The 15,990-nt window shown below is 48.3% G+C and carries 12 protein-coding genes; 7 read left to right on the top strand and 5 right to left on the bottom strand.

The window, feature by feature from the left end; all coding sequences use genetic code 11:
• Positions 1-65: 65 nt before the first annotated feature.
• The 5 genes from porM to topA all read right to left on the bottom strand — a co-directional run bounded on the left by porM (position 66) and on the right by topA (position 7,538).
• Positions 66-1,634 (bottom strand): type IX secretion system motor protein PorM/GldM, encoded by a 1,569-nt coding sequence (porM, locus tag ACT6NV_RS08850; RefSeq protein WP_445384117.1) that lies wholly within the window; start codon positions 1,632-1,634, stop codon positions 66-68.
• 59 nt (positions 1,635-1,693) lie between these two features.
• Positions 1,694-2,344, bottom strand: coding sequence for a type IX secretion system motor protein PorL/GldL (porL, locus tag ACT6NV_RS08845; RefSeq protein ID WP_445381273.1), 651 nt, complete (start codon positions 2,342-2,344; stop codon positions 1,694-1,696).
• An 81-nt stretch (positions 2,345-2,425) separates the two neighbouring features.
• On the bottom strand, positions 2,426-3,781 hold the full coding sequence (gene porK, locus ACT6NV_RS08840; protein WP_445384116.1) for a type IX secretion system lipoprotein PorK/GldK: 1,356 nt from the start codon (positions 3,779-3,781) through the stop codon (positions 2,426-2,428).
• Between the two features lie 115 nt (positions 3,782-3,896).
• Positions 3,897-5,054 carry a formimidoylglutamase gene (locus ACT6NV_RS08835; protein ID WP_445384115.1) on the bottom strand — a complete coding sequence of 386 codons (1,158 nt, stop codon included), beginning with the start codon at positions 5,052-5,054 and terminating at the stop codon, positions 3,897-3,899.
• An 18-nt stretch (positions 5,055-5,072) separates the two neighbouring features.
• Complete coding sequence (gene topA / locus ACT6NV_RS08830) at positions 5,073-7,538, bottom strand: type I DNA topoisomerase (protein WP_445384114.1); 2,466 nt, start codon at positions 7,536-7,538, stop codon at positions 5,073-5,075.
• A gap of 180 nt (positions 7,539-7,718) precedes the next feature.
• Here topA and ACT6NV_RS08825 point away from each other — a divergent pair, with 180 nt between their 5' ends.
• The 7 genes from ACT6NV_RS08825 to ACT6NV_RS08795 all read left to right on the top strand — a co-directional run bounded on the left by ACT6NV_RS08825 (position 7,719) and on the right by ACT6NV_RS08795 (position 15,935).
• A complete protein-coding gene (locus tag ACT6NV_RS08825) occupies positions 7,719-10,856 on the top strand; it encodes a WD40/YVTN/BNR-like repeat-containing protein (protein WP_445384113.1) in 3,138 nt (1,045 codons plus the stop codon).
• 117 nt (positions 10,857-10,973) lie between these two features.
• A complete protein-coding gene (miaB, locus tag ACT6NV_RS08820) occupies positions 10,974-12,419 on the top strand; it encodes a tRNA (N6-isopentenyl adenosine(37)-C2)-methylthiotransferase MiaB (protein WP_445384112.1) in 1,446 nt (481 codons plus the stop codon).
• Between the two features lie 3 nt (positions 12,420-12,422).
• Positions 12,423-13,688, top strand: coding sequence for a sigma-54 interaction domain-containing protein (locus ACT6NV_RS08815; RefSeq protein WP_445384111.1), 1,266 nt, complete (start codon positions 12,423-12,425; stop codon positions 13,686-13,688).
• Position 13,689: 1 nt separating this feature from the next.
• Positions 13,690-14,220: an LptE family protein gene (locus ACT6NV_RS08810; protein WP_445384110.1), complete on the top strand. Its 531-nt coding sequence runs from the start codon at positions 13,690-13,692 to the stop codon at positions 14,218-14,220.
• 4 nt (positions 14,221-14,224) lie between these two features.
• Entirely contained in the window at positions 14,225-15,157 is a 933-nt protein-coding gene (locus tag ACT6NV_RS08805; protein WP_445384109.1) for a hypothetical protein, read from the top strand.
• Positions 15,154-15,516: a preprotein translocase subunit SecG gene (gene secG, locus ACT6NV_RS08800; RefSeq protein ID WP_445381264.1), complete on the top strand. Its 363-nt coding sequence runs from the start codon at positions 15,154-15,156 to the stop codon at positions 15,514-15,516. Before ACT6NV_RS08805 ends, secG begins: the two co-directional genes overlap by 4 nt.
• A gap of 140 nt (positions 15,517-15,656) precedes the next feature.
• Entirely contained in the window at positions 15,657-15,935 is a 279-nt protein-coding gene (locus tag ACT6NV_RS08795; protein WP_445381263.1) for a co-chaperone GroES, read from the top strand.
• The last annotated feature ends 55 nt before the right edge of the window (positions 15,936-15,990 follow it).

Genomic DNA, 15,990 nt, shown 5'->3' with positions numbered 1-15,990 from the left:
TAGTCTGATTAAATGCCGGTGCAGCGAACAGCTGTTCAACCGCACCGGAATTTACTTTGCACTTTCTAATTGGTAACCTCGATGATAACCGGGGATACCTTCTTCAACTTATAACTCTTGTTATTACTGATATACGCTTCGATATCAAATATCTGAACCGCATCGCCTCTACCGGCTCTTCTCAGAGCAGACTTGGCCCTTGCATCCAGTTTATTTCCATTCACACTTACCGTAGGCTGTCCGGGCACCTTGATTTTGAATCCGCTCACCGCAAGGTTCAGGTCAAAGTCAAAGTCTTCCAGCACGGCACTGATGGTAGAAATCTCCAGGTTCTTCTTCGGCATCTTAACACTTCCTGTTTCCCCGCGGATTGCTCCGGAAGGTCTTGGGATGTCTTTGATACGGAATTCTGAACGCGTAGTGATGTTTTGTCCGTCTGGAAGCGTTCCGGAAGCTGTAATAGTTACAGAACGTCCCGTTCCAGGGTTCATCACATAGTTGCTGCCACTCCTTCTGGAGAGTCCCGCAGCACTGGCAGATACCTTATTATCAGGGATGCCGGGAATGGAGATAGTCATTGGGTTTGCAACCCCGCGATATACAACATTCATTTTATCCGCAGAAATAACTGCCGCGTTAGGCTTGGAGATAGTAGAGAACGAGTTCTTTACGGGAACCTCTTTCTCTTCACCATCCTGCATATAGAAGAGGGATCCGGCGATGACATGGTCTCCGGGGTTTCCGGCACCAATCTTCATATCCACTCCACCTTCGATCAGCTCGTAATCCTTGCCTTCGCTCAGTTTACGCCCGTCAAGGGTCAGCTCAGCCTTTACAGGCTTGGCAGACTTGTCGGTTTTCCCAAGGACAATAGTCCCCTGGAAACGCTCTCCGCTGTAGAAAGCTGCTTTTTCCTGCTCCAGCAAAGTGGAGAAGTTAGACAGGTTCACCTGATTGGAAAGCTCTCCCTGCAACATGGATTTCAAAGCCGCCTCTTCGGTTGCCTTAATATCGGACTGCAAAGCAGTAAGCTTGGTCAGCGAAGCGATCAGTGGGAAACCTTCATAATGGTAATTAATCCAGTCTACCTTTACGCCGTCGCGTCGTTCAACCTTTCCGTTGTCATCTCCTGTTTTAAAACGGGTTTGCACGCTTGCCTTTACTTCAGGGAAATCTTCCCCGAGGATTGCAGTAACAGATGAACGGTAATCGTTCAGACGTTTCATAAACTCCTTTCCTTCCGGAGCCAGGTTGTCTCCCTGAAAGAATTTCTGGTCCAGGTAATCGGACTTGTCCATCACCTGGTAATCCGTAGGATCTTCAATCTCCTTGGTCATGGATTCTTTTAATTCTTCCAGGTACGTAAAGTACTCCTGGGAAAGTTGCTTGATTTTCTGGGCGTCCTGGTACAGCTCCGCATACTTAGCTGCATCCTCTTCTGCCTTGGTCTCCAGGCTGGCCAGAAACGCATTGTTGCTCTCTGTAGCCTTGGAATTGGAAGCTTCAAACTTTTCGTTCATAAGACCGAAAGCAGCAAGAACTTCCTTGCTCATATTTAACGCCAGCATAGCGATGAAGATCAAATACATCAAATTGATCATCTTCTGACGTGGTGTTTGTTTTCCTGATGCCATTGTTTCTAATTAGTTGTTAATAGTTACTTTAATTTGGGAATACTAGAACAATGACGCCTTTAGTTTCTGTTCATTGCGGTCAGCATACCTCCGTAAACCCCGTTCAGGGAAGAAAGGTTACTGGCCAAAGACTCCATTTGGTCTTTAAGGGCACCCGCATTCTGTACTACTTCCTCATTGATGGAAGCCTGACGGCTGGCGCTCTCCAGTTGAACTTTGTAAAGGCTGTTTAATGATTCCATTTGAGAAGCTGCCTGAGACAGTTCCTCGGAATATTTCTTGGTGTGCTCAATAGCATCGGCTGTAGGGGCAATACCCTTGGCAGCTCCTTCGAAGTTGCGGATACTTTCTCCCAGACTGTTGAACAGGGAAGCGTCAATATTGGCTTCCTTAAGCAGTTCATCCAGTTTTTTGGAAAGCAGTCCTTCTGCTTCTTTGGCTTCCTGAGCAGCATTCTTTTTGTTGCTCTTCTCACCACCGGCTAACTCGGGGTAAACCAGAGACCAATCGAATTCGTCGTCTACCGGTTCAAAGGCGCTGATCGCGAAAATAAGGGCCTCTGTAATAAGACCTACCGCGAGTAACAAACCTCCTGTAAGGGGTCCAAATTCCCAGTGAAGGATTTTAAACAACGCCCCGATGATCACCACCGAAGCACCCAGGCCGTAGGCCATGTTAAAGAGCTTTTTAGTTGATTTAGACTGTGCCATAATTTGAAATTTAATTTAGGTTAAAGTTAATAATAAGTATTTGGTTAACGTTTGATCTGTTTAGTTGGCCAGGGCCTGTTATTACTGAGTTGAATCTTCTTCACCCATGTAGTCCTGTACCGTGCGGAAGCCGATATAGCTCCTCGCGGAATCCTTGTATTCGTAATCTCGTGTACTCACCTGCAGGAAATAAGCCACATCCTTCCAGGACCCTCCGCGGATCACTTTTCGGTTGTTGTCCTTAGAATCTGCATTAGGGTTCATGGTGGAAGCGTATTCGTAGGAACCAGGGTAATAACTTGAGTTGGTCCATTCCGAAACATTTCCGGCCATATTGTACAGGTTAAAGTCATTTGGCTCATAAGATTTCGCTTCTACCGTATACATTGCAGCATCGGCGGCATAATCTCCCCGCTGGGGTTTAAAGTTGGCCATAAAACAACCTGTATCGCTGATCACATAAGGGCCTCCCCAGGGGTAAGTTCCCCCTTCGATCCCTCCTCGGGCTGCGTATTCCCACTCCGCCTCTGTGGGCAGACGGAACTGGTTAACAAACTGCTTCCCGCGATCGCGCTGATCGTCATTTTTAAATTTGGTCCTCCAGTGGCAGAAGGCTTTCGCCTGGCTCCAGGAAACCCCCACAACCGGATAATCACTATAGGCATCGTGCCAGAAGTAATCGTTGTGCATGGGTTCATTGTAAGAGTACTCAAAGTCCCGGATCCAAACAGTGGTATCCGGATATATCAGGGTTTCTTCCTGAATGATGAAATCTTTCCGGCGTCCGTTTTTAGAGCGCGCGGCAGACTCAATATCCATCCAGTTGTACTTGTACTTTAATTTGTTTACGTCTATGGTGCGTTGCCCGTTATAAGACTCTTCTTCAGGCAGGTACATGGAGTCCATTACCTCAGCGTAGTATTCGTCCGGATAATCCGAAGTCTCCCAAACCAGATCCTCATCCTTGTTTAAGGCGCGGCCCTCGTAATAGTCATCTCCCATCCCGGCGTAATTGTCCAGCATGTATTTGTCATAAACAGAAAGGTTGGCTGTATCTGCATCCTTAAATGCATAAAGCCCGATTCCGTCATCTTCCGGACCCAGGCCCAGCTCATCGGCCAAAATGGCAAGTCTGGTGCGCACAACAGAATCCTTTACCCACTCCACAAACTGCCGGTACTCACTATTGGTGATCTCGGTGTCATCCATATAAAAGGAACGTACGGTAACCGTTTTGGTAGGGGCATTGAGAACTTGTGCCATGTCTTCTTCACTCTTACCCATAATAAAAGCACCTCTTGGGATCAATTCCATCCCATAAGGTTTTTCCGGGTACCATTTTTTTCCCTGCACGCCTACCAGTTCCCCCTTAGATTTGGAACCACAGCTGCTGAGCAAAAAAACAAACGCTATAGATGATAACAATAGCTTCTTCATACTTTAGGTTAATTTCAATTAAGACTGTAAACGATACTATCAATGATTATTCACTAAAACTGAAAATTGAATAATTTATTGTACAATACCCTTTATCTGGTGCAAATAAATTGGTTTAGTTAAAACCTTTCTTGTAGGCCTTAAACCACCTTTCCGGTATATTCTGATCGCAAGCGTCCAGATAGTCCTTCTCGGTGCAAGGTAATAACGCAGCTGAATTGGATTTAGTATGCGCACTGATCAGGTTGGGAACCTCAACCCACCATCTGCTGGTGAGGGCGCTTTTATAGAAGACTAATTCCTCGCTGTCACAAGGAACGATATATTTAGTAAAATCGGGATGGGAATCGGAAGGGGATTCGTCTACGCGGAAGTTATGTCCTTCCATAAAATACCAGATCATCTGTGCCACAAGCTGGTAAGACTGCATGTTGTTCTCAATTTCGAAAATACCCAAAACGGAGATGTCCTCCCCCATTCCCGCATAACGGGTAATGGCACAGATTTCCCTGCCCGTAAAGCCATTTGGGGAAAAAGCGTCGTGCATCCCCATCTCACTGGCCCGGATCGCCCGGGCATCCAGGCTTACCAGGTGGGCATTTCTAAGGGCCGGTTCCGCCAGTGTAATGTCTGATGCAATCTCCCCAAGCCGGTAGGCATCAAAAAAAAGGCGTTCCATCAAATCAATTTCCTCCTGGGCATTGAAATAACTCTGGTATCCAATATTGCTAAAATTGAATAGGTTGTTGGGTTTGTCCGTAATGATGCGACTCATATAGGAATTGGAAGAAATGAGTTCCTCATCGGCCCCAAAGTCAAAACGACTGTCTACGGAAACCAGATTCACCATATCCTTTATCCCGTCAAAGGCGCGATATACAGGATAGGTGATATCCTGAGTAGCCCCTATGATTACCGGGATGATATTTTCCTCCAGCAGCCCCGCAATTATTTCGCGTACCACAAAATAGGTGTCCTTTACGGTCTCCCCCTCTTCAATATCCCCCAAATCCAGGACTCCCTGTTCCCAGTTCCCCTGCATCAATTTATACAATTGAATACGGATTTCATCCAGGTTGAGGCGGGAGGTCTTTTTAACGAAGGCATTCCGGGACTCCAAAACCCCCAACAGCGCAAAGGTGGCACCTGCAAGTACCGGCAAACCTTCCTGTTCAGTATGCTTATAGATACTGTGTCCCAAAGCCTGTGGTGACAGGAGTTCGGTATGTGCCAATACTTTCTGGGAAACGGGTTTTAGAAAATCGAAAGCCATAGTTGAGCTGCCGTAGTGCTATTTGGATTTTTTCGTGGGTTTCTTTTGAGCCAGGAGTTCCTCGGCTTGTTCCAGGGTGAGCTCCTGTGGATCCTGTTCTTTTGCCAGGTTTACCTTAGTCTTGCCCTTTATTAAGGTGTGCCTGCCCCAGCGGGCCTTCTCTATGCGTATATTTTTATCTGGCCATTCCCGAACCAGTTTTTCCGCCTCCTTTTTTTTCTTCTCCTCGATAAGGGTATTAATATCTTCCTTGCTCAGGTTGTCAAAATCGTATTTCTTACTGACGTTGATAAACATCCCGTCCCACTTGATAAAGGGTCCGAAACGCCCCTTGCCTTTGGTAACCTCTTTTCCCTCGTAGGTGGCAATGGGTGCATCTGCCTTTTTCTTTGCCCGGATCAGCTCAATTGCGCGCTCGAGGTCTACATCGAAAACCCCTTCTCCCGGATCAAGGGAAACAAATTTCTTTCCGTAGCGTACATAGGGTCCGTAGCGCCCCACATTGGCTTCCACCTCATCGCCCTCAAAGGTCCCCAGTTTTCTGGGCAACTTGAAGAGTTCCATGGCTTCCTCAAAGGTAATCGTGCTGAGTGACTGGTCGGGAAGCAGGCTGGCAAACTGTGGTTTTTCCTCTTCCTCTGAAGTCCCGATCTGTACCATGGGCCCGAAGCGCCCCAGGCGTACAGAAACCTGACGGCCCGTCTTGGGGTCTTTCCCAAGTACGCGTTCGCCGCTGGCTCGGTCTGCATTCTCTTCCACATCTTCCACCGTTGGGTGAAAGCCTTTATAAAAATCCCTCAGGACCTCCTGCCAGTCTTCCTCCCCGGTTGCAATATCATCGAAGTCTTTTTCCACTTTAGCCGTGAAATTATAATCCAGGATATTTGCAAAGTGGCTTACCAAAAAGTCTGTTACAATCATGCCGATATCCGTGGGAACCAGTTTGCCTTTATCGGAACCCACCGTTTCGGTGAGCTTTTTCTCACTAATTTTCTGGTCTTCCAGAATAAATTGTAGATAATCGCGCTGTTGACCGTCTACACTACCCTTTTCCACATAACCCCTGTTCTGAATAGTGGAGATGGTTGGGGCATAGGTAGAAGGTCTTCCGATGCCGAGTTCCTCCAGCTTTTTAACCAGGGAAGCCTCGGTAAACCGATAAGGAGGACGGGTAAATCGCTGGGTAGCGGAGATATTCCTGACCTTGAGGACTTCCCCTTCTTTCATGGCCGGGAGCATTCCGTCCTGTTCTTCAAGGTCCTCTTCATCCTTCCCTTCCAGGTATACTTTTAAGAAACCATCAAATTTGATCACCTCCCCATTGGCACTAAAGAGGTCTCCCTGCTGGTCGTTTTTAATTTTAACATTGGTCCGTTCCAGCTTGGCATCGCTCATTTGGGAAGCGAGGGTCCGCATCCGTATCAGTTCATATAGCCTGGCCTGATCCCGCTCAAGGTTTGGATTTTGCAGATTCATATCCGTAGGCCGGATGGCTTCGTGCGCCTCCTGTGCCCCCTTGGATTTTGAGCTGAACTTGCGGACTTTGCTGTATTGCTCCCCGAATTGGTCCACGATTGTGTTCTTTGCTGCAGTAATCGCTTCCCCGGACAGATTAACGCTATCGGTACGCATATAAGTAATAAGCCCCGCCTCGTACAGGCGCTGGGCAACCTGCATGGTTCTCGAAACAGAGAAATACAGTTTCCGGGAGGCTTCCTGCTGCAGGGTTGATGTCGTAAAGGGGGGTGCCGGAGATTTGGTTGCCGGTTTGGTATCTAGGCTGTCCACACTGAATTCTGCCGGCTTTACGCTTTCAAGGAATGTACGCGCCTGCTGTGCACTGTCGAAACTTTTCAGCAATTTGGCGGTAAACCCGGTCCCGGAACTGGTTTGGAATTCGGCGGCAACCTTAAAACTGCTTTCAGGAGAAAAGGCTTCAATATCGCGCTCCCGTTCTACGATTAGCCGAACGGCCACAGACTGTACCCGGCCAGCGGAGAGCCCCGGCTTTATTTTTTTCCAGAGCACAGGGGAAAGTTCATACCCAACCAGCCGGTCCAGGATCCTCCTGGCCTGTTGGGCATTGACTAAATCGTAATTGATAGCCCTGGGGTTTTCAATAGCCTTCTGAATGGCAGATTTCGTAATGGAATTGAATACAATACGCCTGGTTTTATTTTTATCCAGGTTCAGGGTTTCGGCCAAATGCCAGGAAATGGCTTCCCCTTCCCGGTCCTCATCACTGGCCAGCCAGATAGTCTCCGCTTTGGATGCGAGGTCCCTGAGTTTTTTGACCAGGGCTTTCTTTTCCTTATCCACAATGTATTTGGGAGCGAAGTCATTATCCACATCCACCCCAAGTTCCTTGGAGGGCAAATCGGCAATATGGCCAAAACTCGAAGTGACCTTGTAATCCTTCCCGAGGAAGCGCTCAATGGTTTTTGCCTTGGCCGGCGATTCTACTATTACCAGATTTTTTGCCATTCATGTGGATTTTGGATCACAAAAGTAGGTCAATTTTTTTATTTACTTCTGCAATCTCTTTGCAGTTGTCCGGACCGCAAAAGAATTCATATGGCCTTTTCCCCTCTTTTTCACTTTTATACAATTGTATATTCCAGCCTAAAAATATTCCTTATTTTTAAAGGAATTAAACCAACAGAAATGAAACCAACCCATCCCCTCTTAATTTTTCTATTACTATTGCTGATCCCCCTGAATATGCAGGGGCAGCGAAAATCAAAAAAGACCACCACCAGTTTTGACCAGACCCTCTATAACGGTATGGAATGGCGTTTGGTTGGCCCCTTCCGGGGAGGGCGTGCCGGGACAGTCTGCGGAGTAGTGGGCAATCCTAACCTTTATTATATGGGAACCGCCGGGGGAGGCGTCTGGAAAACAGAAGATGCGGGAAGTAGCTGGGAATGTATTTCCGATGGCTTTTTTGGCGGCTCCATCGGGGCGGTTGCCGTATCCGAATCGGATCCTAATATTATATATGTTGGGGAAGGAGAACAGACCCTCAGAGGAAATGTCTCTTCCGGAAACGGCCTGTGGAAGAGCATGGACGGGGGGAAGACATGGCAATTTATAGGACTGAAAGGCTCCGAACACATAGCCAGGATCCGCATCCATCCAAAGGATCCCAATACGGTATATGTTGCTGCTATCGGAAACCTCTGGATTCCGAATGAAACCCGCGGGGTCTACCGCTCCACAGACGGGGGGCAAAACTGGGAACGCATACTCTACGTCAGTGATAAGGCGGGTGCAGGAGACCTCATCCTGGACCCCAACAACCCGCGGGTACTCTATGCCTCTACCTGGCAGATGAAGCGCAATGGCTACCGAATGGATAGCGGGGGGCCGGACAGCCGCCTGTTCAAAAGTACGGACGGGGGTGACAGCTGGACCGATATTTCGGAGCGCAAAGGGCTGCCGGGCTTTCCATGGGGAATCTCAGGTATTGCCGTATCCCCTGTGAATTCCGAAAGGATTTGGGTAATCATTGAGGCTGCAGAAGGGGGCGTTTTTCGCTCAGACGACGGGGGCAAAACCTGGGCCAAGGTAAACGAAAACCGGGCCCTGAGGCAAAGGGCGTGGTATTACAGCCGCATCTATGCAGATACACAAAATGAAGACAAGGTATATGTAATGAATGTGAGTTACGGGGTTTCCTCCGACGGAGGGAAAACCTTTGAACTTAAAAATGCTCCGCATGGAGACCATCATGACCTCTGGATAGACCCGCTCAACAACCAGCGGATGATCATCGCCGATGACGGGGGCGCCCAGGTTTCCAATGATGGGGGCAATAACTGGTCTACCTATTACAACCAGCCTACGGCACAGTTTTACAGGGTAACCACAGACAATCAGTTTCCCTATCGGATCTATGGGGCCCAGCAGGACAATTCCACCGTTCGTATAGCACACCGGACCAATAGCAATGCGATTACGGAACAGGACTGGGAACCCACTGCAGGAGGTGAAAGTGCCCACCTCGCGCCGGACCCCCTCAACAATGAAATTGTTTACGGGGGAACCTATAAAGGTTATATGATGATGGAAGACCACGGGCTGGGGCAAACCCGTTCCGTAAATATATGGCCGGATAACCCGGCGGGTTCAGGGGTAGAAGTCATGAAATACCGTTTTAACTGGAACTTCCCCATCGCCTTCAGCATCCACAACCCCAAAAAACTCTACGCCGGCTCCAATTACCTGCATGCAACTACCAATGGCGGACAGAGCTGGGAGGTTATTTCACCCGACCTCAGCCGCGGCCTGCCTGAAACCATTAAGTCTTCCGGAGGGCCAATTACGCAAGACAACACAGGGGCCGAGTTCTATGCAAACCTTTTTGCCATCGCCGAATCGCCACTGGAAGAAGGGGTTATCTGGACCGGCAGCGACGACGGACTTATACACGTCAGCAGGGACAATGGTACAACCTGGGAAAATGTTACCCCAGGGGCATCCCTCTCCCCCAAATTAAACATGATCAACTGCATAGACGCAAGCCCTTTTAAAAAGGGAACAGCGTATGTGGCCGCTACTTCCTATAAGTTCGGGGATTACACTCCTTACCTTTATAAGACCGAAGATTACGGCAAAAGCTGGAAACTTATCACCAGCGGGATTCCAAAAAATTATTACACCCGGGCTATTCGTTCAGACAAAGTACGTGAAGGCCTGCTGTATGCAGGGACCGAATGGGGGATGTTTCTCTCATTCGACGATGGGGAAAGCTGGAGCCCTTTCCAACTGAACCTCCCCATAACCTCCATCCGGGACCTGCATGTGCGGGATAATGACCTGATTGCAGCAACCCATGGCAGGAGTTTCTGGATGATAGACGACCTGACCCCCCTGCATCAATTATCAGCAGAAGTCAAAAACAGTACATTTTTCCTCTACAAACCGGACAGGGCCTACAGAATGCCGCAATCCGGCTGGGGAAGCCCGGACAGCCTCAAAGAAGGCAGCAACCACCCGAATGGGGCTATCATTAATTTTTACATCGGAAAACTGGCAGACACAGATACCGTAGAACTTGAAATACTGCAGGCCAATGGCAGCACCATCCGCAAATTCAGCAACAAGGCCAAAGCGCAAAAACACCAACCCGATGCAACCGAACCTTTAAAGGTCAAAAGTGGCGGCAACCGGTTTGTATGGGATTTGCGCTACCCCGGATTCGTCAGTTTTGAAGGGATGGTACTGTATTCTTCCCCCAATAACGGGCCAAAGGCAGTACCGGGGGAGTACAAAGTACGCCTTAGCTATAACGGGCAGGTAAGCGAGGCTTCTTTCAATGTTGATAAAGACCCGAGGCTACCCAATTCGACGGCTGATTTTCAAGAACAATTCGATTTCCTGATTGCCGTTCGGGACGAAGTAAGCCGGGCCAATAGTGCCATTGTCCGTATCCGGAAAGTGGAAAAAGACCTGAAATACCTGAAGGAGAAAGCAGCGGAAAAACCTGAATTGATGGAAATGGCCAGGGCTTTTGAGGAAAAGCTGGAGACCATTGAAAACAAGATCCATATGACCAAGAATCAAAGCCGTCAGGATCCGCTGAACTATGGTATCCGCATAAATAACCGCCTGGCATTCCTGCTGGCCGATTCACAGCGTGGGGATTACCCCCCTACTGAGCAGTCCCTCGCCTTTTTCGGGGAAATCAAACAGGAATTGCAACAGGAATTGAGTGCGCTGGACGCCCTGCTGGCAACCGAAGTTGATAAAATCAACAAAAAGGTACAGGATGCGGGTATTCCAATGATATCGGCTCATTAAGTCAGACATATCTTTTACAGTCCCGATTTTTGCAAAAATTTAGGGCCTGCCAAATTGTCATAATTGTTTTATGTGCTATCTTTGCTGCCCTCCCGCAAGTATCGGGAAGCATGAGGCATGGAAAAGACAATACGCGAAGAACAGCAGGGTACTGCCCTTGAATTAAGGGGAAAAGACGGCAACAAACGCAAGCTCTACATAGAGAGTTACGGGTGTCAGATGAACTTTTCCGACAGTGAGATCGTGGCATCCATCCTGGGACAGGAAGGTTTTAATACCACCCAGGAAATGGAAGAAGCCGACCTGATCCTGGTAAATACCTGTTCCATCAGGGAAAAGGCCGAGCTAACCGTACGCAAACGGCTGGAGAAATTCAATGCTGTAAAACGGGATAACCCGAACTTAAAAGTAGGTGTCCTGGGTTGTATGGCGGAGCGCCTGAAGAGCCAGCTGCTGGAAGAAGAGCAGATCGTTGACATGGTAGTGGGCCCGGACGCTTATAAAGACCTGCCCAACCTGGTGCGGGAAGTGGACGAAGGCCAGCAGGCCGTAAACGTGATCCTTTCAAAAGAAGAGACCTATGGGGATGTGGCCCCGGTGCGCCTGAACTCAAACGGGGTAACCGCTTTTGTATCCATCACAAGGGGCTGTGACAATATGTGCACCTTTTGCGTAGTCCCCTTTACCAGGGGGCGGGAACGTAGCAGGGACCCTCAGTCTATTTTACAGGAGGTTGGACAGCTTTGGGAAAAGGGTTTTAAGGAAGTTACCCTCCTGGGCCAGAATGTAGACAGTTATTTGTGGTACGGGGGCGGCCTGAAAAAAGATTTCGAAAAAGCCAGTGCCATTCAGCAGGCTACCGCGGTTAACTTTGCCAATTTACTGGATCAGGTTGCCACTGCTTATCCGAAAATGCGTATTCGCTTTTCAACTTCCAACCCACAGGACATGACGGTTGATGTGATCGAGAGTATGGCCCGGCACCGCAATATCTGCAATTATATCCACCTGCCGGTCCAAAGTGGCAGCGACCGGGTATTGAAAGCCATGAACAGACTGCATACCCGTGAGGAATATATGGCCCTTATTGACACAATTCGGAACCTTATCCCCGATTGTGGGATCAGCCAGGATATGATAGCCGGTTTTCCAACGGAAACCGAGGAAGACCATCAGCAAACCCTGAGCCTGATGGAATACGTCAAATACGATTTCGGCTTTATGTTTGCCTATTCGGAACGCCCCGGAACCCTTGCAGCCCGTAAACTGGAAGACGACATCCCGGAGCCCGTGAAAAAAAGGCGTCTGCGCGAAATTATCGAACTGCAGCAGCAACACAGTCGCCTGAGAAACGAACAACACCTCGGTAAGGTAGAGGAAGTTTTGATTGAAGGGACTTCCAAAAAATCTGATGCCCAGTGGATGGGCCGAAATACCCAGAATACGGTGGTGGTATTTCCAAAAGAACAATACAAGGTAGGAGATTTTGTGATGGTTGAAATTCAGGATTGCACCTCGGCAACGCTTATCGGGAAAGCGGTAGGTTATTCTCAAAATATGTAATCCATGGAACAGGTACAAGCCATAAAACAGCGTTTTGAGATTATCGGGAATGATTCACACCTGAACCGTGCCCTTGAAAAAGCTATTCAGGTAGCCCCCACCGATATTTCGGTTTTAGTAACCGGAGAAAGCGGGGTCGGAAAAGAAGCAGTACCCAAGATCATCCATTCACTCTCCCATCGTAAACACGCCAAGTACATAGCTGTCAACTGCGGGGCCATTCCAGAGGGAACCATAGACAGCGAATTATTCGGACATGAAAAAGGGGCCTTTACCGGGGCAACCCAAACCCGCAGCGGGTATTTTGAGGTGGCCGACGGCGGAACGATTTTTCTGGACGAGGTGGGGGAACTCCCCCTTACCACTCAGGTTCGGCTGTTGCGCGTGCTGGAAAACGGGGAATTCCTGAAAGTTGGATCTTCCCAGGTACAAAAGACCAATGTACGTATTGTGGCCGCTACCAATATAAATATGCTGGAAGCCATCCGAAAGGAAAAGTTCCGGGAAGATTTGTTCTACCGTTTAAGCACAGTGGAAATCCATATCCCTGCCCTGAGGGAACGGCGGGAAGATATCCATTTGCTGTTCCGGAAATTCGCCTCAGACTTCGGACAGAAATACAAAATGCCCACCATCCGCCTGGAAGACAACGCCATTGTGCTCTTGCAGCAATACCGCTGGCCTGGAAACATCCGCCAGCTTCGCAATGTAGCCGAACAAATTTCCGTCCTGGAAAAAGAGCGGTCTATTTCAGCGGAAACGCTCCGTGCCTACCTTCCCAATGCAGGAAGCCCGAACCTCCCTGCCGTAATTGAAAAAGGCCGGAAGGAAGGGGATTTTAGCAATGAGCGCGAAATACTTTACAAGGTCCTGTTCGATATGAAATCGGATCTGAATGACCTGAAAAAACTCACCCTGGAAATGCTGAAGCACGAAGACAGTGAAAAGGTTCAGGAGGAAAATGAACACCTGATCCGCAAAATTTACGGGGATGATGATGAAGCAACTGAGGAGCAGCCGGAAGTGGCTGTTTTACCGGCAGCTACTTCCAGCAAGGAAATCCGGGTGCCACAGGCGCCGGTAGTGGAAGACAAGTACCACTTCGCAGAGGAAATTGAAGAAGAAGAAACCCTATCTTTACAGGAGAAAGAAGTGGAACTGATCAAGAAATCCCTGGAGCGCAACAAGGGAAAACGAAAGGCTGCGGCCGCCGAGCTGGGGATATCGGAACGCACCCTGTATCGAAAAATCAAACAGTACGACCTCTGATATGAATTTAAAAAGAGTGGTCTTAAATCGGAAAACCTTATCCCTGTCTGCTGCGCTGTTGCTTTGCAGTTGCGGGGTCTATAATTTTACGGGAGGGGATGTTGGTACAGCCAAAACCTTCCAGGTAAATTATTTCCAGAACTACGCCAGTCAAACCCCTGGCTCGGTATTTGACCCCGGCCTGGACAGGGATTTTACCCTGGCCCTGCAGGACCTTATCAACAGCCAGACAAGCCTGGACCTGGTGGGGGCCAACGGGGACCTGCTCTACGAAGGGGAAATTGTTGAATACCGGATTTCCCCCATGACAGCCACCGCACAACAGCGGGCAGCACAAAACCGGCTTACCATTGGGGTGAATGTTCGGTTTTACAACAATACCAAGGAGGATGTAAATTTCGAGCAGCGCTTTTCGTTTTTCTACGATTATCCGGCCAATTCCCAACTGGCTGCGGTTCGCGATGAGGCCCATCAGGCCATTTTTGAGCGTATCCTCCAGGATATTTTTAACAAATCCCTCGCAGACTGGTAACCCTATGAAAGTAAGTGACTTCACAAACCTGCTGCAAACACCTGAAAAGGTAAACAGTCCGTTGCTGGTAAAGCAGCTGGAGGAAGTTGCGAATTCCTATCCGTATTTTCAGGCCGCCCGGGCCCTGCACCTCAAGGGTCTGAAAAACCTGAACAGCTACAAATACAATCAGGCGCTGAAATACACAGCTGCCTGTACCGCAGACCGGGAAGTGCTATTCGATTTTATCACTTCTGAAAATTTTCTGCAGAACAGCATTGCCGATGCCATTTCAGGCAAACAGTCCCTGGAGGAACAGGAAACTTTTGCAGAGGAAGTGCCCCCAAGCCCGGATACTGACACAAGCCTGGTAGAAAAAGAAGAAGACAGCCCGCTGCCGCGATCCAGCAAGGAGGCAGACCAGATCCTGGACCCCAAACTGTTCCGTTCCAAAGATCCCAGTATAGATGTATCCATTGAAGCTTCCCGAAGAGCGGCTGAAAAGGAATTACAACTGGGAAAACCGCTGGAGTTTACCAAATCCGAACGGCATTCCTTTACCGAATGGCTGCAGCTTACCAGTTTTAAAAGAGAAAAACAAAAGGAAAGCAGGAAAGCAACTGCTTCTCCTGCATCAAAAGATATTCCGGCAGCCGGAACTGCTTCTCGAAAACGGAAATTCGAACTGATCGACAAGTTTATAGAGGAGAATCCGAAAATAAGCCCGGACTCCAAAAATGTTGCCGAAGTCAACATAAAAGAATCACTGCAACTGGATAAAAGCGAGCTGATGACTGAAACCCTGGCGCGGGTTTATCTAGAGCAGGGGAAATTTAAAAAAGCCGTACAGGCCTACCGAATTTTAAGTTTGAAATATCCGGAAAAAAGTGGTTTCTTTGCGGACCAAATTAAAGCCGTGGAAAAGCTCCGGCAAGATAAACCGAATAAAAAGAAATGAGTACATTTTCAATATTCCTGATCCTGATCATAGTAGTTTGTTTGCTGCTAATGCTGGTGGTAATGGTTCAAAACCCTAAAGGTGGAGGCCTTTCTTCCTCTTTTGGAGGTGGCGGAAACCAGGTAGTAGGCGGGGTCAAAAAAACAGGGGATTTCCTGGATAAAAGTACCTGGACCCTTGCATCCCTGCTTATCGTTCTGATCCTGCTTTCCAATGTTGCCCTCAAGAGCAACTTTCAGGAAGCAGAATCCAAATTATTGCAGCAGGATGATATCGAAAACGTTCCTGAAGTTCTGGACGAAATTCCCGAAGAAACCCCTGCCCCTCAAAACGGCAGTCCGGTAGACACGCTTCAGTAAATACATTGAATAACAACTTATAAATGCCAGCTTTTGTGACAAGCTGGCATTTTTGTTTAACAAACTGTCAGGTTTTATGACTTGGCACAATTTCTGTCATTTGAATCGCGAAACTTTAATATCCAATAAAATCAATCAATATGGCTAAAGTAAATATCAAACCATTGGCAGATAGGGTTCTTATCGAACCAATGGCTGCCGAAACTAAAACGGCATCGGGAATCTACATCCCGGATACGGCTAAGGAGAAACCGCAGAAAGGAAAGGTTGTTGCCGTAGGGCCAGGAACCAAGGATGAGAAAATGACCGTGAAGGTTGGCGATACAGTCCTGTACGGAAAATATTCCGGGACCGAATTAAAACTGGATGGTGGAGACTATCTGATGATGCGGGAAAGCGATATTCTGGCAATCATATAAAAGTACCTCAAAATTATTCAGGCCGGAAACTAAGCCGGCTGTAAAAACTAAAAAA

This window comes from Robiginitalea insularis, from assembly GCF_052497835.1.
The sequence above is the reverse complement of the archived record's forward strand: the minus strand, read 5'-3'. Positions and strand labels throughout refer to the sequence as shown.

Bases quoted from the DNA above. Each gene is read 5' to 3' on its own strand.
- porM (WP_445384117.1), bottom strand. From the start codon at position 1,634: ATGGCATCAGGAAAACAAACACCACGTCAGAAGATGATCAATTTGATG.
- porL (WP_445381273.1), bottom strand. From the start codon at position 2,344: ATGGCACAGTCTAAATCAACTAAAAAGCTCTTTAACATGGCCTACGGC.
- porK (WP_445384116.1), bottom strand. From the start codon at position 3,781: ATGAAGAAGCTATTGTTATCATCTATAGCGTTTGTTTTTTTGCTCAGC.
- ACT6NV_RS08835 (WP_445384115.1), bottom strand. From the start codon at position 5,054: ATGGCTTTCGATTTTCTAAAACCCGTTTCCCAGAAAGTATTGGCACAT.
- topA (WP_445384114.1), bottom strand. From the start codon at position 7,538: ATGGCAAAAAATCTGGTAATAGTAGAATCGCCGGCCAAGGCAAAAACC.
- ACT6NV_RS08825 (WP_445384113.1), top strand. From the start codon at position 7,719: ATGAAACCAACCCATCCCCTCTTAATTTTTCTATTACTATTGCTGATC.
- miaB (WP_445384112.1), top strand. From the start codon at position 10,974: ATGGAAAAGACAATACGCGAAGAACAGCAGGGTACTGCCCTTGAATTA.
- ACT6NV_RS08815 (WP_445384111.1), top strand. From the start codon at position 12,423: ATGGAACAGGTACAAGCCATAAAACAGCGTTTTGAGATTATCGGGAAT.
- ACT6NV_RS08810 (WP_445384110.1), top strand. From the start codon at position 13,690: ATGAATTTAAAAAGAGTGGTCTTAAATCGGAAAACCTTATCCCTGTCT.
- ACT6NV_RS08805 (WP_445384109.1), top strand. From the start codon at position 14,225: ATGAAAGTAAGTGACTTCACAAACCTGCTGCAAACACCTGAAAAGGTA.
- secG (WP_445381264.1), top strand. From the start codon at position 15,154: ATGAGTACATTTTCAATATTCCTGATCCTGATCATAGTAGTTTGTTTG.
- ACT6NV_RS08795 (WP_445381263.1), top strand. From the start codon at position 15,657: ATGGCTAAAGTAAATATCAAACCATTGGCAGATAGGGTTCTTATCGAA.